The 23,254-nt window shown below is 50.8% G+C and carries 20 protein-coding genes; 18 read left to right on the forward strand and 2 right to left on the reverse strand.

Annotated elements, in window-relative coordinates:
- The first annotated feature begins 754 nt into the window (after positions 1-754).
- The 18 genes from DVA43_RS19205 (at position 755) to DVA43_RS19290 (ending at position 20,765) form a co-directional block, all read left to right on the forward strand.
- Positions 755-949 carry a DUF4762 family protein gene (locus DVA43_RS19205; RefSeq protein WP_114316459.1) on the forward strand — a complete coding sequence of 65 codons (195 nt, stop codon included), beginning with the start codon at positions 755-757 and terminating at the stop codon, positions 947-949.
- A gap of 121 nt (positions 950-1,070) precedes the next feature.
- Entirely contained in the window at positions 1,071-1,742 is a 672-nt protein-coding gene (locus DVA43_RS19210) for a DsbA family protein (protein ID WP_114316460.1), read from the forward strand.
- 2 nt (positions 1,743-1,744) lie between these two features.
- Positions 1,745-2,692, forward strand: a complete 948-nt coding sequence (locus DVA43_RS19215; protein WP_114316461.1) for an ABC transporter — start codon at positions 1,745-1,747, stop codon at positions 2,690-2,692.
- A gap of 70 nt (positions 2,693-2,762) precedes the next feature.
- On the forward strand, positions 2,763-4,901 hold the full coding sequence (locus tag DVA43_RS19220) for a peptidase domain-containing ABC transporter (protein WP_114316462.1): 2,139 nt from the start codon (positions 2,763-2,765) through the stop codon (positions 4,899-4,901).
- 26 nt (positions 4,902-4,927) lie between these two features.
- Positions 4,928-6,088 carry an efflux RND transporter periplasmic adaptor subunit gene (locus DVA43_RS19225; protein ID WP_114316463.1) on the forward strand — a complete coding sequence of 387 codons (1,161 nt, stop codon included), beginning with the start codon at positions 4,928-4,930 and terminating at the stop codon, positions 6,086-6,088.
- Positions 6,081-8,027: a MacB family efflux pump subunit gene (locus tag DVA43_RS19230; RefSeq protein WP_114316464.1), complete on the forward strand. Its 1,947-nt coding sequence runs from the start codon at positions 6,081-6,083 to the stop codon at positions 8,025-8,027. The genes DVA43_RS19225 and DVA43_RS19230 overlap by 8 nt, the downstream gene beginning before the upstream one ends.
- Positions 8,024-9,415, forward strand: a complete 1,392-nt coding sequence (locus tag DVA43_RS19235) for an efflux transporter outer membrane subunit (protein WP_168194668.1) — start codon at positions 8,024-8,026, stop codon at positions 9,413-9,415. The genes DVA43_RS19230 and DVA43_RS19235 overlap by 4 nt, the downstream gene beginning before the upstream one ends.
- Before the next feature lie 9 nt (positions 9,416-9,424).
- Entirely contained in the window at positions 9,425-10,687 is a 1,263-nt protein-coding gene (locus DVA43_RS19240) for a beta-ketoacyl synthase (protein WP_168194692.1), read from the forward strand.
- A complete protein-coding gene (locus DVA43_RS19245; RefSeq protein ID WP_168194669.1) occupies positions 10,687-11,499 on the forward strand; it encodes a MaoC/PaaZ C-terminal domain-containing protein in 813 nt (270 codons plus the stop codon). Before DVA43_RS19240 ends, DVA43_RS19245 begins: the two co-directional genes overlap by 1 nt.
- Positions 11,500-11,571: 72 nt before the next feature.
- Positions 11,572-11,820, forward strand: coding sequence for an acyl carrier protein (locus tag DVA43_RS19250; RefSeq protein WP_103824732.1), 249 nt, complete (start codon positions 11,572-11,574; stop codon positions 11,818-11,820).
- Positions 11,821-11,822: 2 nt separating this feature from the next.
- Entirely contained in the window at positions 11,823-12,557 is a 735-nt protein-coding gene (locus tag DVA43_RS19255) for an SDR family NAD(P)-dependent oxidoreductase (protein ID WP_114316466.1), read from the forward strand.
- Between the two features lie 1,066 nt (positions 12,558-13,623).
- Positions 13,624-14,145: a fimbrial protein gene (locus DVA43_RS19260; RefSeq protein ID WP_103824734.1), complete on the forward strand. Its 522-nt coding sequence runs from the start codon at positions 13,624-13,626 to the stop codon at positions 14,143-14,145.
- A 77-nt stretch (positions 14,146-14,222) separates the two neighbouring features.
- Positions 14,223-14,897 (forward strand): molecular chaperone, encoded by a 675-nt coding sequence (locus tag DVA43_RS19265; RefSeq protein WP_114316467.1) that lies wholly within the window; start codon positions 14,223-14,225, stop codon positions 14,895-14,897.
- 103 nt (positions 14,898-15,000) lie between these two features.
- Positions 15,001-17,547 (forward strand): fimbria/pilus outer membrane usher protein, encoded by a 2,547-nt coding sequence (locus tag DVA43_RS19270; protein ID WP_114316468.1) that lies wholly within the window; start codon positions 15,001-15,003, stop codon positions 17,545-17,547.
- Positions 17,548-17,561: 14 nt separating this feature from the next.
- The gene (locus DVA43_RS19275) at positions 17,562-18,647 is read left to right on the forward strand and encodes a fimbrial protein (RefSeq protein WP_168194670.1); all 1,086 of its coding nucleotides are present in this window, start codon (positions 17,562-17,564) and stop codon (positions 18,645-18,647) included.
- A gap of 28 nt (positions 18,648-18,675) precedes the next feature.
- Positions 18,676-19,221, forward strand: a complete 546-nt coding sequence (locus DVA43_RS19280; protein ID WP_114316470.1) for a fimbrial protein — start codon at positions 18,676-18,678, stop codon at positions 19,219-19,221.
- 103 nt (positions 19,222-19,324) lie between these two features.
- Positions 19,325-20,032 (forward strand): response regulator transcription factor, encoded by a 708-nt coding sequence (locus DVA43_RS19285; protein ID WP_246842247.1) that lies wholly within the window; start codon positions 19,325-19,327, stop codon positions 20,030-20,032.
- A 73-nt stretch (positions 20,033-20,105) separates the two neighbouring features.
- Entirely contained in the window at positions 20,106-20,765 is a 660-nt protein-coding gene (locus tag DVA43_RS19290; RefSeq protein WP_114316471.1) for a LuxR C-terminal-related transcriptional regulator, read from the forward strand.
- 99 nt (positions 20,766-20,864) lie between these two features.
- Here the strand turns inward: DVA43_RS19290 and gorA are convergent, their stop codons facing one another.
- Together gorA and DVA43_RS19300 are read right to left on the reverse strand one after the other, a co-directional pair.
- Positions 20,865-22,217, reverse strand: a complete 1,353-nt coding sequence (gene gorA / locus DVA43_RS19295; RefSeq protein ID WP_114316472.1) for a glutathione-disulfide reductase — start codon at positions 22,215-22,217, stop codon at positions 20,865-20,867.
- A gap of 70 nt (positions 22,218-22,287) precedes the next feature.
- Positions 22,288-23,130: a 23S rRNA (adenine(2030)-N(6))-methyltransferase RlmJ gene (locus tag DVA43_RS19300; protein WP_103824741.1), complete on the reverse strand. Its 843-nt coding sequence runs from the start codon at positions 23,128-23,130 to the stop codon at positions 22,288-22,290.
- Between the last annotated feature and the right edge of the window lie 124 nt (positions 23,131-23,254).

The following is a 23,254-nucleotide window of genomic DNA, read 5'->3' on the forward strand; positions in this document are numbered from 1 at the left end:
GTGAGCGGTTGGCGCCATGTCGATGTTTTTCAGGCAGTAAACAGGACAATCCACAGTAAAGAGAGCAAATAAAATTCGGATCATTCGCTATGCCGTTAAGAGGGCATCAGGCGACAGCATCCGCCTTGCCGCTAAAGCGATACGCTTTTGCGCGTGCAAAAATTCCCCGAAGGCAAGACGTACGCGAAATTCTCTGCTTGCGTAAAATGACCTGTTGTTATTGATTAATAACACAATCTATGTGTATTTATATTTTATTGGCCCGCATAGCGGCAAGGTTACGTGCGTTAACGTGTACAAGGGCCTAAACGTAAGTTTAACGAGGGTAATCGAAAGCTAATCCCCTTGGGAAGAGCGGTACAACCTTTTTTAGAAAAAATAATATTGTGTAATGATCTTGTACTCTTGAGTTTTTCTAAGAAAAGTCCTGCCGAACCAAAAGCGGTAAACAGGTATTTGGTAAGCTTTTTTTTATTTTTGCATTTATTAACACGATTTTTTATGGGAAAAATCCTGTCAGCCAAATGACGCCCTCTTTAATGAGGTACGTTTCAGGCTGTTTGGGGCATATTGCTCAAAGAAAAAAGCATCGCTACAATGCGTAAATCCGAAATAACAACGCTTAACGTTTTACGTTAAGCGTTGTTATTTCGGTGTAAAAAGGAATGGGTCTTCTGTAATGTATTATTCTGCTGTAAATATATCAGACGTACTTTGTTCAAAATGAAATACTCATAAATAAGGATATATTAAAATGAAAAAGATCAACATGACTGAAGCAAGCGCAATTATTGGCGGTACTTGCGAAACTTGTGTAAACACTTATGAATTAATGACAGTTAATGGTTCTAGCGTATGTGCGGATGTAAAGACCTGCACTGACAAAAACGGTGCTGTAACCAGAACTTATAAAATTTCAGACAAGGCTAACTGTCCAGATGCCGGCTAAGAAACATCTGTCTCTTAGTTAAATGGAATAATTGCTGATTATTCTGAAGGGCGTTGTATGATTTTTTACGACGCCCCCTTTGAGCTTCTCCTACTTTTATTTTCAGGATGAAAAGCCTCCCATGAAAAAAAGAATTCTTCTTATTCTGGCTTACACCATTTTTATCGCCGTCATTTCATCGTTGATTACGACTGCCTGGTTCCATTATTTCGTATTCAATAACGCCGATAATAGCGGACAGCAAGCATTGGTCTCACTGTCAGCTGATAAAGTAGCGAAAAGCCCAATCGCTGACGGAGAGGATATTATTGAAATTTTTTCATACGGTTGCCATTTCTGTGCAGTAAATGAAAAAAATGTGTCTGAGTTGGAAAAACGCCTGCCCGCAGGGAAGAAACTGGTACGTCTTCATTTCAATCTCGATAAGCAAGGTGGGCTAGCGCGCTTTGCGCCGGTGTTCGCCACCCTACAGGTGATGGGGCTCGAAGAAGCGCACCGTGAAAGCGCCTACCAGGCGGTGATCAAGGATAAGGTTGATTTAGGCGATCCAGCGCAGCGCACTGCATGGCTGGAAAAGAATAATATTAACGTGGATAAATATAATACCGTTAGCCAGTCCGCTGAAGTAAAAGCGCGTATGGATTATATGGTTCGCGTTACTCAGCATTATAATATCAATGCAACGCCGTCATTTATTGTTAATAAAAAATGGGTCGCGCTTCAGGACGGTGATTTCTCATCTTTCGCGGACAAATTAATCACGCTATTAGAAACCAATCGCGCGGCGGAGTAATAATGAAATTTTTTGCCCTGTGGTGTGCGCTGGTGTGGAAAAACCTCGCCGTCAAATATCAGCTGGCATTACATAAGCTCGGGCTGATCAGCTACAGGGCACATTGCTTATTATTCCGGCGCATGCACTATCGCGTCATCTTCGCTTTCTCGCATGTAAGCCGCTTCCTGGGGCTGACACGGCGAGATGTAAAATTGCGGGCCGTCGTCGCGCAATCTAACCGTCAGTGCCTGCTTCATGATAACAAGGCATTTGACTATATCTGGCTGACGCAGCGGCGTGAGTTACTGGTCCAGGCCGTCACTTACGGGCAAAATCGCTGGGCCTTGCAGGAGCTTGCAGCCTGTACGGCACAACTCAATGCTGTCGTCGAACCGTTGCAGCGCGCAGGCCAGTCGGTGATCCTCGCCCCGTTACATATGGTCTCGGACATACTCAGCACCATGATCGGCGGCACGGTGTACCCTGGCAAGGCGACGGTGATTACGTCACGCAGTGCCGATGTCTATTCCGCAGCCGAACGGCAAATGGGTGGTCTGGATCTTACGTATTGTTCTATACACGAGGATAATAAAAACATTGCGGGAACGCTGATGACCTCGGTAATGGATGCCGCGAGTAACCAGCGAAATATTATTTTATTCCCGGATATTACGCCTGACTTTACGCAATTTGCCAGTAAAGACAAAGCCGGGAAATTAAAATGCCGGTTGTTTGGCCGCCCGGCTACGTTACACAGCGGCATTATCCGGCTGGCAAGAATGATGTCAGCGAAGGTGGTTTTTTATCATCTTTATTACGATAACGGACTGAAAATTCGCATTCATGAGCCGGTTCCGGCAAAAAAATTGAAAGATGAAATGCCGGGAATTATTGAACAGAGTATTCGCGAGTATTCCACCGACTGGATGCTATGGCATTCACACTCTTTATTCTTCATTAATGATTGAAAATGAATAAGTTTACAGCGCGGCGCTAGTGATATTACAGATGAGAACAGGACGTTCAAAGGTGTCAATTATGGAACATATCATTCCCGAAATGGTTTATCAGGCAGAAACAAACGAATGCGCGCTGGCCTGTATTTCCATGCTGGCGGAAACACAGGGCATCGATGCGCCTCTTGATGAGTTACGCGAGCGCTTTCCGGCGTCTGCCCACGGCACCGCGCTCTCAACCATGTGCGATATCCTGACCGAACTGGCGATCCCCGTTTATCCGGTCGCCTTCGATTTGAATGAACTCGCAGAACTCCCGTTACCTGCCATTTTGCATTACGGTGCGAGCCACTATGTGCTGCTGGCCTACCGCCAGGGAAGTTATGTTTGCGTGATGAATCCGGCGATTGGCGAGCAGCTTTTACCCATCGCCGCGCTGAAATCTGAAATCAGCGGTTATGCCCTGGTTCTTGACCAGGAAGCGGAAAGTGCCGCACCGCCGATAGGGAAACACAAACGCACGCGACGTTTTCGCGCTCTGGAGTGCATGAGTTTAAAACAGACCGCGGCGATCCCCGGCATTTATCGGCTGATGCTGCTGGCGTTTTTGATTTCACTGACCTTGTTTATCATGCCGGTAATGGTCAGCTCTGCTATCAACAACGTTTTCTCCTCGGGCGGTAAAACAGAATTTCCATATTTCTATTACCTGCTGGCCTTTGTCGTCTCAACTCTGCTGGCTTTCTTTGTGCGCAGCGTGACCGAGCGTTTTATCAAACGTTTTGTGGTGATGCAGAGCGTCAGCGGTTTTGCCCATCTTCTGACGAACTCGCTCGCCTTCTTCGAAAAACGCAGCCCAGGGGAAATCTTCAGCCGCTTCTCCAACTGGCAAATGGCGGCAGCCCAAAAAATCGAGCTGGATAACGGCCTGCGAATAGACTGGGTGGTGGGAGTCATTGCGCTGGGGGTCATGTGCTACATCAGCCCACTGTTGGCCGCCATTTCTGCCGCTGGCGTAACGCTGATGGGGCTGGTCAGCGTTTGGGCTATTTTCCGGGACCGCTATTTTACGCAACAGATGCAGGTGAAGAGCGCGGAGCAAAGCGATTTTCTGCTGGAGACTATTCAGGGATTTGCGACGCTGAAATCGGCTGGCTTGACCAGCCAGCGTCAGGCTGCATTCGCGAATTATGTTATTTCCCTGTTTGACTGTCGGCAGAAACAGAAAATATATGAGCAGGTAAAGGGCAGCCTGTATCAGCTGATTGGCAGTCTTGAGATGGTCTTTTTTATGCTGCTGGCGTTGCCGCTGCTGAAAAATAACAGCATCTCGCTGGGTGAGTTTTTTGCCTATAGCTTTGTGCGCCAGATTTTTACTGCCTATATCACCCAGATTTTCTTCTCTGTTCTGCGCAAAAACCAGCTGCACGTGATCGATACCCGTGCCGCCGATCTGTTCCCGAAGGTGAAAGAAGAACGTCACGACGCACTACTGCCGCCGGTGGTGTTTAATCATCAGCTTCACTATCGTGAGTTGCAGTATGCGTACGATCCGGGCAAACCGGTGCTCGATAATGTGTCGATAGTGCTGCGTCGGGGTGAATCACTGGCGATTATCGGCGAGTCTGGCGCGGGAAAAAGTACGTTGCTCAAAGTCATTACCGGGCTTATTGAACCTCAGTCCGGGGAGATCCTCGCCGACGGGCAGCCGGTAAACAGTCGTCAGGCGCAGAAACTGTTCTTCCTGCAAAGCCAGGAGGACATCCTATTCAACACCAGCGTATTGCAGAACATCACGCTGTTTGATCGCGAGTACGACGCCAAAAAACAGGCGCGCATCAATAAATCCCTGCACGGGCTGAACCTGACCGACGTGATTGATCGTCTCCCGGGAAAACAGAACGCCCTTATTCGCGAGAGCCATCCTGCACTGTCGCTTGGGCAACGTCAGCGTCTGATGCTGGCCCGTGCAATGTACAGCGATCGGCCGGTAATGGTGCTGGATGAGCCGACCGCCAATCTTGACGAACAGACCGCTCACCAGGTGATGCAAACCCTTATCGATCATTGCCGTGAATATGAAAAAACGCTGATCGTCGTGACGCACAGTGAAACGACGCTACACCTGTTCGACCGCCTCTGTGCAATGAGAAAAGGCCATATAGAAGCGGTGGGAAACAATTCTGTGTCCACCATTCTCCCTGAAGGAGAACTGGCGTGAGAGTTGCGATCAAACGACTACTCGCTATGGCGGGCAGAAACCGCAAGACCTTTTATGCCCTGGGCGTGTTGGCCGTGGCGCTGGTGATTGTCGGTGTGCTGGCTGTGCCACGTATGTGGTCCGGGACCGAGGTGCCGATCGCTACGCAGGTAATTGAACGCGGTGATATTCAGAAGACCGTCCTGGCGACCGGCATCCTCAAACCTTCTGTACAGGTGAATGTCGGTGCGCAGGTCAATGGTCAGTTAAAAAAACTGCACGTTCGTGCTGGCGATCGCGTCACTAAAGGTCAACTGCTGGCTGAAATTGACCCGGCGTTGCAACAAAGCGAGCTGCGTAAATCTGAGGCGGCGCTGGATATTGCCATCGCCCAGAAAGAGGCCGCCCAGGTCACGCTCAAACAGTATGATCTTGAGCTTAAGCGCCAGTTGCGGATGGATCGCGACGGATCCGGCACGAAGAGCAATCTCGAGGAGGCGCAGGCCAGGTTCGATACGCAGAAGGCGCAGTTGTTAGTCAATGAAGCGCAGATCGTACAGGCGTGGATGGCGCTGGAAACGGCAAAAGCCAATCTGGGCTATACGCAGATTATGGCGCCGGTGGACGGACAGGTGTTGGGTATCGTTACCCGGGAAGGACAGACTGTTGTCTCCTCGCAGACCGCGCCGACCATTCTGGTGCTGGCCGACGTTGATACCATGACGGTGCATACGCGTATTTCAGAAACAGACATTCTGAAAGTCCGTCCCGGCCAGCCGCTGTGGTTTTCCGTTGTGGCCGATCCTAAGCGTCGATACCAAAGTGTGATGGGCACGCTTCAGGATGCGCCGAGTGACGCTTTACAGGATGACAATGCCCGTCCCCAGGGGCAACAAGCCTCCGCCGTCTATTACGATGGCGTATTCAGCGTACCGAACCCCGACCATCTGCTACGTACCTCCATGACGGCACAGGTGTTCATCATCACCGATCAGGTTAAAAATGTGCTGCGCCTGCCGCTGATGGCGCTGGGTCAGCCGCAGGGGAAAGATCGCTATCAGGTGCAGGTAATGAAGGGCGATAAGATCGAACTGCGGCAGGTGCGAGTGGGCATCAACGACCGTCAGTTCGTTGAGGTGAAAGAGGGCCTGAGCGAAGGCGAGCACGTTGTGATTGTGCAAAATGAGACCGGGGCTGCGCATGGCTAACGCGCCGGTTATCGAACTTTCACATATCTCCCGCCATTTTGGCTCGGGCAGCGCTGCGGTAACTGTGCTGAAGGATATCTCCCTGCGCGTTGAGGCGGGGGAGATGGTCGCCATTATCGGTGCATCGGGTTCCGGGAAATCCACGCTGATGAATATCATTGGCTGCCTGGATAAACCGTCGGAAGGCGAAATGCGCATTATGGATATCCCTGCGCAGGTGGCCAGCAGCGAACAACTCGCAGAGCTGCGCAGCCAGTATCTGGGCTTTATCTTTCAGCGCTATCACCTGATGCCCTATCTGACGGCCATCGAAAACGTCACCATTCCGGCACTGTATACCGATATGCCTGCCCCTGAACGTCGGACACGGGCTGAGTATCTGTTGACTCGCCTGGGTCTTGGTGAGCGCATGAATTACCGGCCTGCACAGCTCTCCGGCGGGCAGCAGCAACGCGTCAGTATCGCCCGAGCCCTGATGAACGGCGCGCCGGTGATTCTGGCGGATGAGCCCACGGGGGCGCTCGACAGCACCAGTGGTCAGGAACTGATGGCCATTTTGCATGGACTTCATCAGGCCGGGCATACGCTTATTATCGTCACCCATGACCGGCGTATCGCCGAACAGTGCCAGCGCATTGTCGAAATCCACGACGGCCAGATTGTGGCTGACCGGGTCAATCCGGTTATGCCGAAGGTGACATCCCATTACCTTCCAGCCATAGCCGCCACCGGGCGAACGCCTGTCTGGCAGAGCATCAAGGAAGCGGTGCGCATGGCGTGGCGCTCCCTGCTTGGGCATCGGATCCGCGCCTTCCTTTCCATGCTGGGCATCATCATCGGCATCTCTTCTGTTGTCTCTTCTATGGCAGTCGGTGAAGGGGCAAGGCAGAGCATTCTCAGCCAGATAAGCCAGCTGGGAAGCAGCTCGGTCGAAATTCGTCCCGGTCTCGGCTGGGACAAACTGCGGCCCGATTTTGAACGGGCATTGACGCTGGACGATGTGGATTTGCTCGGCAAACAGCCATACATCGACAGCCTGTCGCCGATAGTGAATAAAACCGCTATGGCGGTCCGGGGCGGTAAGCAAGTTGTTGTTTCGTTGTCGGGCGTCAGTAACGGTTTCTTTCGTGTGCAGGGGCTGAACTTTGTTAATGGGAACCGTTTCACGGCACGCGATCTGGATGAACGTGAGCCGGTGGTCATCATCGATCCGAACGTGCGCAGCACGCTATTCCCTGGCGGGCAGGATCCGCTGGGCGAAATTATTCAACTTTCCGGCGTGCCTTACCGGGTGATCGGCGTAGCGGAGAAAAAAGGGCCGAAGTATTTCGGCGAGCAACTCGGCGTATGGATCCCCTATACCTCGCTGCTGGAGCGGATGTCGGGTGATACGCCGTTGCAGTCGATTACCCTGCGTATCGCCGACGATTATCCAATCGATGCTGCTCAGCGAGATGTCGAGCAACTGCTGGATTCGGTGCACGGCAGACGGGATTTCTTCACCATGACCAACGATCAGATGACGAAGACGATTCGTAAAACGTCGGAGTCGATGACCCTGCTGATCACCGCGATTGCCGGAATTTCTCTGCTGGTAGGTGGCGTCGGGGTGATGAACATCATGCTGGTGTCGGTAACGGAAAGGACCCATGAGATTGGCATTCGCCTCTCGGTCGGTGCCCGGCCTGCGGACATCATGCGTCAGTTCCTGATTGAGGCGATGGTGATTTGTTCCCTCGGCGGCCTGATTGGCATTATCGGCTCGGGTCTGGCGGGGCTGATTTTTTCTTTGGTTACGCAGGAATTCACCATGATTTTCACCTGGCCGCCCATCCTTTTGGCCTGTGGCTTCTCCGCGCTGATCGGGCTTGGCTTTGGCTTTTTCCCGGCGCGCAATGCGGCCCGCCTGCATCCCACGGAGGCGCTGGCCCGCGAATGAAACTGAACCCATTCATCATTGCCGCCATGACGCTGACGCTGTTTGGCTGTGGTCAGGCGCTGAAAAGCGACTATCAAAGACCCATGCTGTCAGTACCTGACGCCTGGCGTGTGAAGGATACTGGCGAGGGCGTAGCGAAATTTTCCCCGCACTGGTGGGATAATTTTGGCGATCCGCAGCTGTCACGCCTGATCGTTTCCATGTTGCAGAGCAATAACGATCTGGCGCTGGCAGGGATCAAGCTTCGCCAGGCGCGACTGGCGGCTGGGATATCGGATCTTAATCTGACGCCTGACGTCACCGCAGGCGGAAGAGCCAGTAATACAAAGTCTCTGCACCACGACACAACGCCGACGGAAAGCTACAGCAACGCTCTTTCAGCGTCATATGAGCTGGATCTCTGGGGAAAACTGGCGCGTATCCGGGAGCAGTCCGACTGGCTGGCAAAAGCATCGGAGCAGGATTTACAGGCTACTGCGCTGTCGCTTATTGGCACAACGTCTCAGCTTTACTGGCAGATTGCCAGCCTGAATCAGCAGATCGGCAATGTCCGGCAGAGTCTGGAGATTGCCAGAGAAACTCTGCGCATGGTGACCTCCCGCTGGAAGGCGGGTGATCTGGGCCAGCTCGATTATTTGCAGGCGCAGCAGACGGTGTTGAGCCGAGAAATTAGTCTGCGTGATTTACTCCAGCAGCGCGATGAAAGCCGTAATGCGTTGGCGATTCTACTCAGCCGCCCGCCAGGACAGTACCCTGCCGAACGTCAGACGCTGGATCTCCATCAGCGTGTACCGGTGGCGCAGCGCCTGCCACTGGAAACCATCGCCAAAAGGCCGGACGTGCAGTCCGCCGAACTGAAACTGCGTGCCGCGTTGGCGGGTTCAGACGTTGCGCGATTGAGTTTTTATCCCTCGCTGTCGCTCAGTGCCTCGTTGAATGCCGGTGCTGCTGTGTTTCAGCAATGGTTCAGCAACCCGGCCCGAACGCTGGGATCAGCGATCGATCTGCCTTTCATCCAGTGGAACAAAGTGCAACTGACCGTCGACCAGTCCGGTCTGGATGTCCAGAGTGCGGCGATTCAGTTTCGTCACGCCTCCTACAGTGCGCTGCAGGATATCGATAACGCCATGTCGCAGCGCCTGACCTGGCAGCAGGAAAAACAGCATTTATTGAACGACTTGGCGCTGAGCCAACAGCGGCTGGTGCTGGTGGAAAGCCAGTATCACCACGGTTCGGTGAGTTATCAGGCGTTACTTGATGCGCAGAATGCGCTGCTGGTCAGCGAAAACGCGCTGGTAACAAACCAGTACAACTACCTGTATTCCACGATGAAACTCTGGTTGGCGCTAGGGGGCGGGGAAGACAATACGATGAATAAACAAGGATAAGCCATGACAATGGACACTTTACAGACGATGGACGCGCCGCGTCGGGTAGTGGTTACGGGTTATGGGGCAGTAACACCGCTGGGGATGAATGCCGCTGAAAGCTGGGCAGCCATCATGGATTACAAACTCGGCTACCGTTATTGCGACAAATCTGCCGCCGGGATCAAATCCCGTTTTTATGGCCTGATCGATGAGGAGCCTTCACTCAAAGGCGTGCCTGCCGCCATCCGACGCCGTCTGCCACGTTATGCACGGCTTACGCTGGCCGCTGCGCGAGAGGCCATGCAGATGTCGTTTGGCGATGAAAAGCCTGAGCACTATTACGATCTGCGCGATTGCGGCGCCATCATGGGCACCGGCTGGGCAGGTCAGGACGAAACCCAGGTTTATTACGAAGATTATATGCGTACCGGGGTGGGCTCCCCTTTTGGCTGCTTTTTCTCAATGCCCAGCTCGGCCACGGCGGCAGTCAGCCTGCTGTGGGGGCTCCGTGGCTATCAAAATACACCGATAGCAGCCTGCGCGACAGGGACCATCGCGATTGGCGATGCGTTTGAACTTATCCGACATGGTCGTGCAAACATGATGCTGGCGGGGGCCGGAGAATCGCTGCGTTCTGATTCAGCGGTATGGAATATTGACGTGCTTGGCGCGCTGGCCAGCGAGCAGGAAGAGATCACGCGCGCCTGTTGTCCGTTCAGCCTGCATCGTAATGGCTTTGTGCTAAGCGAAGGGGCGGCGGTGCTGTGTCTCGAAGAGCGTGAAACTGCTATTGCACGTGGTGCGACTATTCTTGGCGAAATTCTCGGGTACGGTAATTTCTCCGATGCCAGTGATTTTACCGCGCCGGCCGAAGATAAAATTGCCCGGGTGCAAACTATCCGCCATGCCCTTAAGCAGGCTGGCGTTACCGCCCGGGATCTGGATTATATCAACGCTCATGGCACGTCTACGCCGCTCAACGACCTTAATGAAACCGAGGCGATGAAGATTGCGCTGGGCGAGGCGGCTTACACCACGCCTTGCTCAAGTACGAAATCCTATACTGGCCATCTTATTGCTGCCGCTGGCAGCTTTGAATCGATCGTTTGTTTGCAGGCCCTTGAACATCAGGTGATGCCTGCGACCTGTCATCTCGCTACGCCCGATCCGGCATGCGATCTGGATTATGTACCCAATACCCATCGCCCGGCAGCGCTGAACACAACCCTCAACCTCAGCTTCGGGTTTGGCGGCGCGAACGCGGCGCTGGTGATCGGCAGGGGGAAATGATGTCGCTAAGCTACTGCCTGGAACATGCCGAACGCTGGGCGGCCTTTTCGGGTGACTATAATCCCATTCATTTTGACGTTAACGAGGCGAAGCGTCTGGGGATGGACGGATTATGCGTACACGGTATGCGCGCGCTGCTGGATGTAAAATCCGCGCTCAGTGCTGCCGTGGAAAAACATGCATCGTCACTGGAAGGTCTGGTATTCAGCAGTCGCCTTCGCGAGCCGGTGATGTGTGAAATACCCTATGAGCTGCCTGTAAAAGAAGTGGTGCGTCGTGAGCAGATGCAGGTGAGCGGAAATTTGGTGAATTTTCAGACACAGAAGACCAGTATCAGTAGTAAAATCACTGGCGCTAACTCATTGACGTTATCACCTGCCGCTCAGGTGAATACGCTTGAAGGGGAAGAGCTGGCGGTGCTGTATACCCAGTTTCTGACTCATGTCGGACATATTGCTCCGCTGTGGATTTTCCTTGATGCGATATTGTTCCGCCAGTTAGTCAATGCACCGGCAACGCTCGAGACGGTGCATAGCATTATCCCTGAGCATAAGGCCAATAGCCTGCGCGATGTTTTCAGCCTGGTGCAGGTTGTTCAGACGCACCATGACACGCATTTTTCACCCCGGTTGTTACGGCAAAATGAGAGTGGCCAGCGTTTTGACGCTATCGATTATGCGATTCTGCCGACGCTGGTAATGGGCAATAAACATGCTGGACTGGTTTTAGTGGCGGGCATTCAGGCGTGGCGTGTCAATGAGCCGTTGATGTCTGTCACGGTTACATTGAAAACCGGCTCGCTGGCTGACTGACAGGTGATTGCTGATAAAAAAGAGCAATTAACCCTAAATAACATTCAACAGTCTGAATTAAAGGAATAAATCATGACACCTTTTGATGAAGTTTATAGCAAAGTTTGTGAGATGTTGTGCGATGCAAAAGACATGGAAATGGAAGATCTGGATCCGGACATGCCTTTGTATCAGCTAAAGCTCGATAGCCTGGATTATGTGGAACTTATGGTGCTGGCAAAGAAAGAATTTGGCGTCACCATTGAAGCTGAACTGTTCACAAATAATGTGAACATTACGCTTCGCGAGCTATGTCAGTATCTCAGCGAAAAAAGTCTTTAACTATGCAGAGGAAATGGATATTAGTCACCGGCGGAAGCCGTGGGATCGGACGTGCTACGGTGCTGCGTCTGGCGAAAGAATATAATGTGATATTTACCTGGAATCAGGGTGAAAGCGCGGCTCGGGAGGTTGAACAGGCCTGCGCAACGCTGCCGGGTAAGGTTGAAAGCTATCAATGTGACGGAAGTGATGAGCAGGCTGTGGCGCGTGTCGCCACTGATTTACTGACGCGTTACGGTGCGCCCCACGGCGTAGTGCACAATGCCGGTATCACGCTTGATGAATTGCACATTCACCAAAACCCGGATAACTGGCGTAAGGTGATGGATACGAACTTAAATGCTGTCTTCTATTTTAACCAGCATCTGCTTAAGCCGATGTTGATAGAAGGTGGCGGTTCTATAGTCATGATGTCGTCAGTTACCGGCGTGAAGGGCAATAGTGGTCAAAGTGCCTATGCAGCGAGTAAAGCGGCAATGATTGGCCTTGCACGGACGCTATCAGTGGAGTTAGGGCGTTTTAACGTCAGGGTCAATTGCTTGCTACCCGGCTATATCGACACCGATATTCTGGCCAATATCCCTAAAGAAAAACTGACTGCGCTGCACAAAACCATTCCGATGAAACGCTTCGGTACAGTAAACGAAGTCGCTGGGGCGGTGGCATGGCTGGTGAGCGACGACAGCACTTATATGACCGGACAAACTCTTATTCTGGATGGTGGCCTTTCCGCCTGATCAGAATGACAACATTCTATTCACTTCAAACAGGACGCAAGGCGTCCTGTCTTTTTATTCACACAAAAAAACAGTCTCCTGCCAGGTTTATTTTACTGAGCATTAGGTCTGGAATCGTATAAATTTGAGATATTTCTCACTATTCTAAAAAATAGCGTCTTTTTCATCACAAAAAGTACGCAAAAAATCTAAGAAATAACCTATGGTGCTGACCACTGACAGCAGGATAAAATCATTTTGTAAGCGCATAGTTCCAGCCGTAGAAAACAATAATTATTCTTTTAAAGTATGATTTAAGTGTGGCTGTATCTTATCGGATGTCGTTTTCTATAGATAAAGAATATAAATCATTAGCTCACCATTTAAATAAATTATTTTTTTCCGTATCGATTAGCGAACTGAATTACTTCAGAGAAACTTATTTGAGGCCGTCAGGATAACAATGAATGTAGCGCCTCAAGTGTTAAAGTGCGGGGCTGCTTTAACAAAGTTTGCTCGGGGAAACGATACGCGATTCATCAAAAATCAGTCAGGATTCCGCACTATTCAGGATGCAGATTTGTTGTGTCCTACGGGTAATACTGGAAGTTTTAAATAAATTATGTGAATTTGGTGTGAAAAAATCTTTAAAAGAAATGGTGTTAAACTAAGATGACTTTTTTTGGTTCTTAAAACTAATATATCGCCATGCCGCAGCGTAAAATTTCGTGAAATGAGCGGCAATAAATTTTAGCGTCATTCATTTTTCTGTTGTTTATTTAGAGCCCCTATAAGAAGTTTCATGAATACAAGAAAAAACCGATCCAGATAAATAGGATAAAAACAACGGTTTAGAGCGTAACGTACTGAAATAGAAAGTTAAACATAAATGGAAGCCGAGTAAGGGAATCAGTATTGACATGAAATTACCATCTCATTAAATTGTGCTCCAATTTAGTTCGACATGAATCGTTGGGATTTAGGGGGAACCCATCCAACGTTTTATTTACTGCGGTGGAGACTTCAGGAACTAAATAAAGGAAATGACATAGCGTTGTCGTGTAACATATTTAATAGGGACAAATTAATGAAAAAAAATCTTCTGGCAGTTGCTCTGATGGCTACCTCCGTTTTCGCTACTTCAGCAATCGCTGCTGATGGCGCAGTTAACTTCACCGGTACTATTACCGATGCAGCTTGTACTGTTGATGCAGATTCTCTGAATCAGTCAGTGATTCTGGGTAACATTAGCCGCAATGCATTCAAAGCTGCTGGCGATATCTCTGGTACTAAAGGGTTCAAACTGGTACTGAAAGATTGCCCGGATACTGTAAAAGGTGCAGTTGTTCGTTTCGACGGTGAGCAGGCAGCTGGTGACAATGGCATTCTGGCGCTGACCGCAGGTGAAAAGACCGCTAAAGAAGTCGGTATTCAGATTACTGACGCTCAGAATAAAGTCGTTCCACTGTATACCGACTCATCTGTTTACAGCCTGACCAGCACTGGTCCTAACACCCTGAGCTTCCGCGCAGGTTATATCGCCCTGTCTGATAAAGTCACTGTGGGTGAGGCAAACGCTGTTACTCAGTTCACTATCGTATATCAGTAATTTTCACTGATCTAAATCAGACTGGAGGCAAGGTATGCCTCTGGTCTTTTTGAACATTCGAGACAGGCAGGGATAGCATGAATAGATGGCGCGCTACAGGGGTGGCTGCATTATTAATGACCTTAGTCACGACGGCGCAGGCGGGCGTGGTGGTAGGAGGTACACGGGTAATTTATGACGGCGCAAAAAAAGAAAGTTCCATTAATGTCAGTAACCCTGACAACAATGTCTATCTCATTCAATCATGGGTAGATGGCGCAGGAAAAACTGATAAAGCACCGTTTATTGTTACTCCTCCTTTATTCCGACTGGACAGCAATCAGCAAAACATTTTGCGTATCGTGCGTGCGGGCGGCAATCTGCCACAGAATAAAGAGTCGATGTTCTGGCTCAATATTAAATCGATTCCTTCTGCTAATAAATCGCAAGAAAATACGCTACAGATTGCAGTGAAAACGCGTATTAAGCTCATTTTCCGTCCCGCTGGTGTTAATAATTCCCTTGAAGAGTCCGCCAAAAGCCTGACCTGGAAACGAATGGGTAATCAGTTGAAGGTCACTAACCCATCCCCAAATTATATTAATTTTTTCAAAGTTAATATCAATGGGATTGAAGTAAAAAACGCCACTATGGTTGCGCCGCAATCAGAGGCCAGCTTCGATTTGCCGGGCAACGTTTCAGGGAATTCGCTGAACTGGCAGTTTATTAACGATTATGGCGGCACAAGCAAAATTCTCACTGTTGGTATTTGAACTCAATCACCAGAGTGTCGCTGCGTTGATTGAGCATGGAAGTGAAGAACGTTAGTCATCAATTTTATTATCAAATGACTGCGTTTGTATATGGGAAAATAATATGAATAAAATTACGAAGAGCCATACTTCGAACCATTTTTCACGTACTCGTCTTGCCTGCTTGTTAACATTTTTAATGGGCGGGGCTGCCCTTACGCACGCAGCGGAATATTTTAATCCTGCGTTACTCGAAATCGATAATCCAGGCCAGGGAAAAGCGGATTTATCTATTTTCGAAGATGGCGACTTACAGGCACCAGGCACCTATCGTGTTGATATCTATCTTAACGAATCAGAAGTAGTTACCCGTGACATTAAATTTTCCCTTGTTGTTGATGCTGCCGGTAATCAGAGCCTTTATCCCTGTTTGAGTGGAGAGCTATTGCAGGAAATAGGCGTGAAAATTGGTATGTTCCCCGGTATTAAGGTCACAGATGAATGCGCCAACTTTACCGGTGCGATAGCGCAATCTTCGGCAAAATTTCGATTCGATCAACAACGCCTTGAATTGAGCATGCCGCAGATAGCGCTTAATGCCGAGGCTCGTGGTTACGTTTCTCCGGATAAGTGGGATCAGGGCATTCCGGCATTACTCGTAAATTATAGCTTCAGCGGCGCAAATACCGAGGCGCGAAATGGCGACAGTAGAAACTCAGATAACTATTACCTGAACTTGCGTTCTGGAGCGAATCTGGGGGCCTGGCGTCTACGTAACTATTCGACCTGGAACCGCGACAGTGATGGAAACGAGCGCTGGGAATCTATCAGCACTTATCTGCAACGCGACATTCATATTCTAAGAAGTCAGCTCACCCTGGGCGACAGCACCTCACCCAGTGAAATCTTCGATTCCGTACCGTTTCGCGGTATACAGTTGGCTTCCGATGAAGACATGCTGCCGGACAGCCTGAAAGGCTATTCTCCGGTGGTACGCGGTATTGCAAGCAGCAATGCGCAGGTAACGATATACCAGAATGGTTACGTCATTTACCAGAGCTATGTACCAGCTGGTCCGTTCGCCATCACTGACCTCTATCCGACGGCGGGTAGTGGCGATTTGAACGTGATCATTAAAGAAGCTGACGGTACCGAGCGAACAATGATTGTACCTTTTGCTTCCGTACCTGTGCTCCAGCGTGAAGGCCGCCTGAAGTATAGCGTCACCAGTGGTCAGTACCGCTCATATAACGACGACGTTGATAAGACGTTATTCTCGCAGCTCACTGCCATGTACGGATTACCGTTCGGCGCGACGCTATATGGCGGCATGCAGGCGGCGAGCAAATATCAGTCGCTGGCTGTGGGGATCGGGCAAAACCTGGGCCGCTTCGGGGCGCTTTCTGCAGACGTTATGCAGGCATGGACCAAGCTGGAACACGCAGAGAAAGACAGCGGCCAGTCGTACCGTCTGCGCTACGGTAAAAGTTTCGCTGAAACCGGCACCAACTTCAGCCTTGCCAGCTACCGCTATTCCACTGCGGGTTTTTACACGCTGCAGGAGGCGCTGGATAGCTACACCGGAAATAATGGTCAGTTTAACGATCATAAGAAAAGCCGTGCCGAGCTGGTTTTGAGTCAAAACCTGGGGGACAAAGCCGGTGCGTTCTCTCTTAATCTGGTAAGAGAAGATTACTGGAATAACAACCGTTCTACCGAATCGGTTGGTGTTGGGTATAACAACTCCTGGAAAGGGATCTCCTACGGGATCAACTACACCTATAGCCGCAATGGTCAGGATCAGCACAAAAAGCGGACGTACTATACCGATCAGATCGTGGCCGTGAACGTCAGTGTTCCATTGAGTCAGTGGCTACCGAACAGCTACGCAACCTACAACCTTAACAGCAGTAAAAATGGTTCTACCTCAAATAACGTTGGTCTCAACGGTACGGCGCTTGCTGATAACAACCTGAGTTACAGCCTCTCCCAGGGTTATACCTCTCAGGGAGAAGGGGCGAACGGCTACGCCAGCGCGGATTACAGAGGTGGATACGGGGAAATTAACGCGGGTTATGGTTACGATAAAAGCCAGCGCCGTCTGGATTATGGCTTGCAAGGCGGCATTGTCTTGCATGAAAACGGCTTAACGCTTTCACAGCCGCTCAATGAAACCGTGGTGCTGGTAAAAGCGCCGGGCGCGGACGGTGTAACCATCTCGAACAACACCGGTGTGACAACCGACTGGCGCGGCTATGCGGTGGTGCCTTACGCCACGGCATACCGACGTAACCAGATTTATCTTGATACCTTAACCTTGCCTGAAGATGTGGATATGACGCTGACCAGTGCGTCAGTCATTCCTACCCGCGGTGCCGTCGTGCGCGCAGACTTTAACCCGAGTGTCGGACAACGTGTGCTAATGACGCTGCTCCGTGCCAATGGCGAACCGGTGCCTTTCGGTGCAACGGTGAGCAAGGAGGATGGCGCAAAAGACGATGGCAGCATTGTCGGCGATGGCGGTCAGGTTTATCTGTCGGGTATGGCCGATGCCGGAACGCTTGTGGCGAAATGGGGTAACGCAGAGGCGCAGACCTGTCGGGTGAGTTATACGTTACCTTCGCAATCGGCCACGGCGGGGATTCAAATTATTAATGGAGACTGCCGGTAAGGCGGGATATGGACATGACCGAACGCACGATGACATTTGTCGCAGATAAGACTTCACGCCACATTCCATGGCGTCGTATCGCCGGTAAAAAAAGCAGCGCATTATTCGGCCTGGCATTGGCGGGCTGGATGTTGAGCACCTCCGTACAGGCGGCCGCATGCAGATCAGACAGCGGGACGCAACGCTATGACTTTCTGATGGATTACACGTTAAAAGATCCTTCCGAGAACGTTGCCGGAAGGACGATTAACGGTGCCTATCAATGGAGCCTTGGCAGCACCTATCTCGTGAGCTGTGACTGCACCAAACCTTACGGACCCGCCTGGATTACCGCAAAAGTACCTGAAAGAGAGCTGGTACATACCGACGGTAAGCTGAAATTTTACGCCATCAATGACTATCTGGCAGTGGCCAGCGAGGTATGGATCGCTGGAGAAAGAAGAGAGATGGTCGCGACGCCTTTTAGCGGCGAGATCAATAAAAACCCAGAGGTCCGGTGCAAAAGCTTTCTCTATAGTACCGGCTCGAAAGGTAATATTTCCCTCTATTTCCGGCGGCCCTTTGTGGGTGAGCAAATCATTCCGGTAACTAAGGTTACCGATGTGTATATCGCTACTGATAAAATGACTCAGTCCAGCGAGCCGGTGTCAACGGTTTGGATGAGCGGAAAAGTTACAGTACCGCAATCATGCGTGATTAATGGCGGGGGCACTATCGATGTGCCTTTCGGCGATATTATGGCTGGCGATATTACGACGAAAGGCGAAATGGCTAAAAACTTCACGCCGCACAACGTCAATTTAAATGTGAAATGCTCCAATATTTCCGAAGGGGTGAAGGTCAGCCTCTCTTTCTCTGGAACGCCGGATATGAATGATCCGACTGCCTTATCGACAACCAATAAAGATGTGGGTGTCAGAATTAAGGATTCAAAGGGAGATAACCTTGATCCGAATGGTGGAGAATTGCCGTTAAATATGGATTATACCAGCCAGATAGCAAAATCAGCGATTACCTTATTTCCATTTAATACCACCGGTAAAATGCCTGAAACGGGTGACTTTACCGCAACAGCCACCATTCGTGCTGAAATACAATAATTCCGGACGCTACCGGTAAGGGAAAATAATGAAGGATTCAATTTTTTCAATACATCAAAAGAGAAAAGCCCCTGCGTTGCTGCTGTGTCTGGCTGCGGGCATGCTGTCCTATTCTGCAAATGCTGATACGGTACTGAATATCACCGGTACCATCAAGGCCTCGCCGTGCAAAATCGATGTGCCTGCAGGCGGGGTGAATGTGGATTTGGGGCAGAATATCATGGCGGGGGATCTGTCTGAGGCTAAATCGGCAACTGAATGGAAACCTATTGCCATTGCGGTGAGCGAATGCCCTTCCACCACGTCTAAAGTTACCATGGCGCTGAGCGGCACGGCGGATACGGACGAGCCTGATATGTACAAGAACAACGGAACAGCAGAACAAGTGCAAATCCAACTGCAAAACACAGCCTCAGGTCAGGCGCTGGGTAATGCCTCAACTCTGGTTCAGGACGTAGAATCTACCAGCAAGGGCACGACCTTCAATATGCAGGCGCGGGCGTACAGCTCTAAGGGTAACGCAACACCGGGGTCGATCCTTGGCGTAGTGCAGCTTACCTTTACTTATCAGTAACCAGTAATAACCGCGGCTTCAGGAAGAATCTGCGAGTAAATAAAAACGTCTGACTCAGTAACGTTCCCGGCAGGGGGCGTTACTGAGAATACAAGGAAGGTAGATGAATAAAATCAATAATCCTGTGCCTCATGTCCCATTAAGCCCTTCTCCCGCCGTCTCCGTGGGCGAAGGCGTGTTGATTATGGACGCCAGCCCGGTTACTGCTCTGGGCATTAAGCGCGTATTAACGGAGACGTGCGGGATCGTCGAACCCATTGGTGCCGTACAAAACCTTGCCTCTATTCCCTCTGCTATTGCCAGTACATTGCCTGCGCTGCTTATCATGGACATTTGCGGTGAAAATGAATTGATGCTTGATGGGCTGCGGTTGTTGGCGCATCTGCACGAATCTCATCCGTCAATGAAGGTTATAATATGCACTGATTTTAGCGATCATCGTATTCTTGAGCTGCTAGTGTCATCGCATGCCAACGGTATCTTACTCAAACACGAGCCAGTGCTGGCATTAACACAGTGTGTTTCCGCCGTCATGTCAGGGGAGCGGCAGTGGGTAAGCCCTAAAGCGAAACGGTTGCTCTCTAAGAGTGCCCCGTCTGGCACTCCGCTGACCGCCCGCGAGCTGGATGTGCTTGCATATCTGTTTTCAGGCTTGAGTGTTTCCCGGATAGCGAAGACTCTCTATCGCAACGTCCGTACCGTGAGTACGCATAAGCGTAATGCGATGATAAAACTGGGCTATCACAATGACAGTGAACTTTATGCTCAATGTACGTGGATGGCAAAAACAGGCCCTGCCGCCCGTTTATAAGATACCAAGAATGGGGATTGCATAAAGATAAGTACCGGGGCGCAATTCCCAGACAGCATGGAACAGCAGCGCTATGAACTTAATCTCCCTCTGGCCTCAAACAGCCGCATTGATGGACAGCCACCCTCTGGCACTTTTTGGTCTGTCGACACTCATTCAATCCATCGCGCCAACATGTAATATTCTGATTAAAGAGACGAGTCTGAGTAAAATTTCAGAAGCATTGATGTATCAGTCGGTCGATATTCTCATTACCGACCTGCAAAGCGTAGAGGAAAGTCTGCAGGAAGGGGTGGATACTTTGTTACACCTGGGTTCGCAATTCCCCAACCTGAATATGGTTGTGTATACCTTTTGTCATGACAGTAAAGAATTATGGAAATTATTTAATCAGCAAAATATCAGCTTGATCGCACGTGGAGAGTCGATGGCAGACACTGAGAATTACTTCAAAAAAGCGTTTGCTCAGAGGCGTGTGTTAAGTCCAAAAATCTACACTGCTCTCTCTCATATCAATGATAAAAATGACAGAATGATATCCAGTCTGACGCGAAGTGAAATGGATGTATTAAAGCATTTACTCAATGGTATGGATTTACAACACATTGCGAAAATGAAGACGCTAAGTATTAAAACCGTTAGCGCGCATAAATGTAATGCGATGCGAAAACTCGGCGTAGAAACTGACGCAGAATTATTTGTACTGCTAAATGATGTTTTCCATCAAAAATAGTACGCATATGATTCATCTTTCTGATGTCATATAAAAGCTGAAAAACTGGCGCTGTATTGCCAGTTTTTCAGAGGGGTTTAAAGCGAGTATTTACATGCATTAACGCATGGTCACGAACTCTTCTGCCGCCGTTGGGTGAATAGCCACGGTATTATCGAAGTCTTTCTTGGTCGCACCCATTTTCAGCGCGACCGCAAAGCCCTGCAGGATCTCATCCATACCAAAGCCGATACCGTGAATGCCGACAATCTTCTCATCCGGGCCGACGCACACTAACTTCATGCGGCACGGCTGACGGTGAGACGTTACCGCGGTATACATGGCGGTGAAGGCGGATTTATACACTTTCACCTGGTCGTCGCCATAGTGCGCGCGCGCCTGAGGTTCGGTTAAACCAACGGTACCGATTGGCGGGTGGCTGAAGACCACGGTCGGGATATTGCTGTAGTCCAGGTGCTCGTCCGGTTTGTTGTTAAACAGACGCTCGGAAAGACGACGACCCGCGGCGACGGCCACCGGGGTCAGTTCAACGGCGCCGGTATTATCGCCCACGGCGTAGATGCCCGGTACGCTGGTGTTCTGGAACTTATCGACAACGATATAGCCTTTCTCATTGGTTTTGACACCCGTGACGGCCAGGTTGAAGTTGTCGTTTGCGGGTTCACGGCCAATGGCCCAGATCAGGCAATCCACGGTCTGGCTGCGGCCATCTTCCAGCTCAAGGGTCAGGCTACCGTCAGCGTTTTTCACCACCGCTTTCGGAATGGCTTCCGTATGCAGATGCGGGCCTTCGGCATTCATCACTTCCACCAGCGTATCGACGATCAGCGGATCAAAGTTGCGCAGCGGCGCGTGTTTACGCACAAACAGGTGCGCTTCGGCGCCGAGGCCGTTAATCACGCCCGCCAGCTCCACGGCGATGTAACCCGCGCCAACGATGGCAACGCGTTTCGGCAGAGCAGGCAGCTCAAAGAAACCGTCGGAGTCGATACCATATTCCGCACCCGGAATAGCCGGATGGCTCGGGCGGCCACCGGTGGCGATCAGGATATGATCGGCAGTGATCGTTTCACCGTTGACTTCGATCGTCTTCGCATCGACAAAGCGGGCAAAACCGCGGATCACATCGACGTTGTTCTTACCCAGCACGTTATCGTAGGAGGTGTGAATACGGTCGATGTAGGCGGTGCGGCTGGCGATCAGGCGATCCCAGTCGAAATTGTTAATGGTGGTATCAAAACCGTAATCCGGGCCATACAGGTGGATGGCCTCGCGGATCTGCGCTGCATGCCACATCACTTTTTTCGGTACACAACCGACGTTAACGCAGGTGCCGCCGAGGTCTTTCGCTTCAATCAGCGCGCACTTCTGGCCATACATGGCCGCACGGTTAATCGAGGCGATACCGCCGCTGCCGCCGCCGATAGCGATGTAGTCATAATGCTTAGTCATGGTCTTATCCTTAATCGTTAATTGCCGCGATTGTATACCTGAAATCAATAGTTTCCATCGATGACTGCAATTACTCTGGCACGATCCAGCTAACGGTAGTATGGCCAGTACCGGCCGGGACCAGCTTTTTGTGTAGCCACGGCAGGACGTTATTCATCTGCGCTTCGAGCTTCCAGGGCGGGTTAATCACAATCATGCCGGAGGCGGTCATACCGCGTCGATCGCTGTCCGGGAGAACCGCCAGCTCAATTTGCAGGATCTTACGGATGCCGGTCGCTTCCAGATCCTTGATCATGCGTTTGATCTGGGAACGCAGCACCACCGGATACCACAGCGCATAGGTGCCAGTGGCAAAGCGTTTGTAGCCCTCGTTGATGCCGGTAACCACCGCCTGGTAATCGCTTTTGATTTCGTATGGCGGGTCGATCAGCACCAGACCACGACGGGAAACTGGCGGTAACTTCGCTTTCAGCTGTTGATAGCCGTCCGATTTTTCCACGCGCGCGCGGCTGTCTTTCTGGAATTCAGAGCGCAGCAGCGGGTAATCGCTCGGGTGCAGTTCGGTCAGCTGAATGCTGTCCTGCTCGCGCAGCAGCTGGCGGGCAATAAGCGGAGAACCTGGGTAGTAGCGTAACTGGCCGCTGCGGTTAAAATGATTGATCACGCCGATATACGGCTCAAGCTCCGCCGGCAGGTCATCCTGCTGCCAGATGCGGGCGATGCCCTCGAGGTACTCCCCGGTGCGCTCGGCGTGTTCGCCGCTTAGCTGATAGCGGCCCGCGCCAGCATGGGTGTCCAGATAGAGAAAAGGCTTATCTTTCTCTTTTAGCGCTTCGATAATCAGGCTCTGAACGGTGTGTTTAAGGACGTCGGCGTGGTTGCCCGCGTGAAAGCTGTGGCGATAACTGAGCATGGGTAGATGAATTCCACTGAGTAAACGATTTTCCACAGTTTACCGCAGAACGACACAGAATACCCGCAGGCCCGGAAAGCGCCGTCGGGCCCACGCTTTTTCTGTCACCGCAGCCATTGAAATT

Origin of the sequence: Leclercia sp. W6 (genome assembly GCF_003336345.1) — a bacterium.
Classification (GTDB): domain Bacteria; phylum Pseudomonadota; class Gammaproteobacteria; order Enterobacterales; family Enterobacteriaceae; genus Enterobacter.

What these genes read in the sequence shown, in the direction of transcription:
- DVA43_RS19205 (WP_114316459.1), top strand. Translation starts at nt 755, where the DNA reads ATGAAAAAGATCAACATGACTGAAGCAAGCGCAATTATTGGCGGTACT.
- DVA43_RS19210 (WP_114316460.1), top strand. Translation starts at nt 1,071, where the DNA reads ATGAAAAAAAGAATTCTTCTTATTCTGGCTTACACCATTTTTATCGCC.
- DVA43_RS19215 (WP_114316461.1), top strand. Translation starts at nt 1,745, where the DNA reads ATGAAATTTTTTGCCCTGTGGTGTGCGCTGGTGTGGAAAAACCTCGCC.
- DVA43_RS19220 (WP_114316462.1), top strand. Translation starts at nt 2,763, where the DNA reads ATGGAACATATCATTCCCGAAATGGTTTATCAGGCAGAAACAAACGAA.
- DVA43_RS19225 (WP_114316463.1), top strand. Translation starts at nt 4,928, where the DNA reads ATGGCGGGCAGAAACCGCAAGACCTTTTATGCCCTGGGCGTGTTGGCC.
- DVA43_RS19230 (WP_114316464.1), top strand. Translation starts at nt 6,081, where the DNA reads ATGGCTAACGCGCCGGTTATCGAACTTTCACATATCTCCCGCCATTTT.
- DVA43_RS19235 (WP_168194668.1), top strand. Translation starts at nt 8,024, where the DNA reads ATGAAACTGAACCCATTCATCATTGCCGCCATGACGCTGACGCTGTTT.
- DVA43_RS19240 (WP_168194692.1), top strand. Translation starts at nt 9,425, where the DNA reads ATGGACACTTTACAGACGATGGACGCGCCGCGTCGGGTAGTGGTTACG.
- DVA43_RS19245 (WP_168194669.1), top strand. Translation starts at nt 10,687, where the DNA reads ATGTCGCTAAGCTACTGCCTGGAACATGCCGAACGCTGGGCGGCCTTT.
- DVA43_RS19250 (WP_103824732.1), top strand. Translation starts at nt 11,572, where the DNA reads ATGACACCTTTTGATGAAGTTTATAGCAAAGTTTGTGAGATGTTGTGC.
- DVA43_RS19255 (WP_114316466.1), top strand. Translation starts at nt 11,823, where the DNA reads ATGCAGAGGAAATGGATATTAGTCACCGGCGGAAGCCGTGGGATCGGA.
- DVA43_RS19260 (WP_103824734.1), top strand. Translation starts at nt 13,624, where the DNA reads ATGAAAAAAAATCTTCTGGCAGTTGCTCTGATGGCTACCTCCGTTTTC.
- DVA43_RS19265 (WP_114316467.1), top strand. Translation starts at nt 14,223, where the DNA reads ATGAATAGATGGCGCGCTACAGGGGTGGCTGCATTATTAATGACCTTA.
- DVA43_RS19270 (WP_114316468.1), top strand. Translation starts at nt 15,001, where the DNA reads ATGAATAAAATTACGAAGAGCCATACTTCGAACCATTTTTCACGTACT.
- DVA43_RS19275 (WP_168194670.1), top strand. Translation starts at nt 17,562, where the DNA reads ATGACCGAACGCACGATGACATTTGTCGCAGATAAGACTTCACGCCAC.
- DVA43_RS19280 (WP_114316470.1), top strand. Translation starts at nt 18,676, where the DNA reads ATGAAGGATTCAATTTTTTCAATACATCAAAAGAGAAAAGCCCCTGCG.
- DVA43_RS19285 (WP_246842247.1), top strand. Translation starts at nt 19,325, where the DNA reads ATGAATAAAATCAATAATCCTGTGCCTCATGTCCCATTAAGCCCTTCT.
- DVA43_RS19290 (WP_114316471.1), top strand. Translation starts at nt 20,106, where the DNA reads ATGAACTTAATCTCCCTCTGGCCTCAAACAGCCGCATTGATGGACAGC.
- gorA (WP_114316472.1), bottom strand. Translation starts at nt 22,217, where the DNA reads ATGACTAAGCATTATGACTACATCGCTATCGGCGGCGGCAGCGGCGGT.
- DVA43_RS19300 (WP_103824741.1), bottom strand. Translation starts at nt 23,130, where the DNA reads ATGCTCAGTTATCGCCACAGCTTTCACGCGGGCAACCACGCCGACGTC.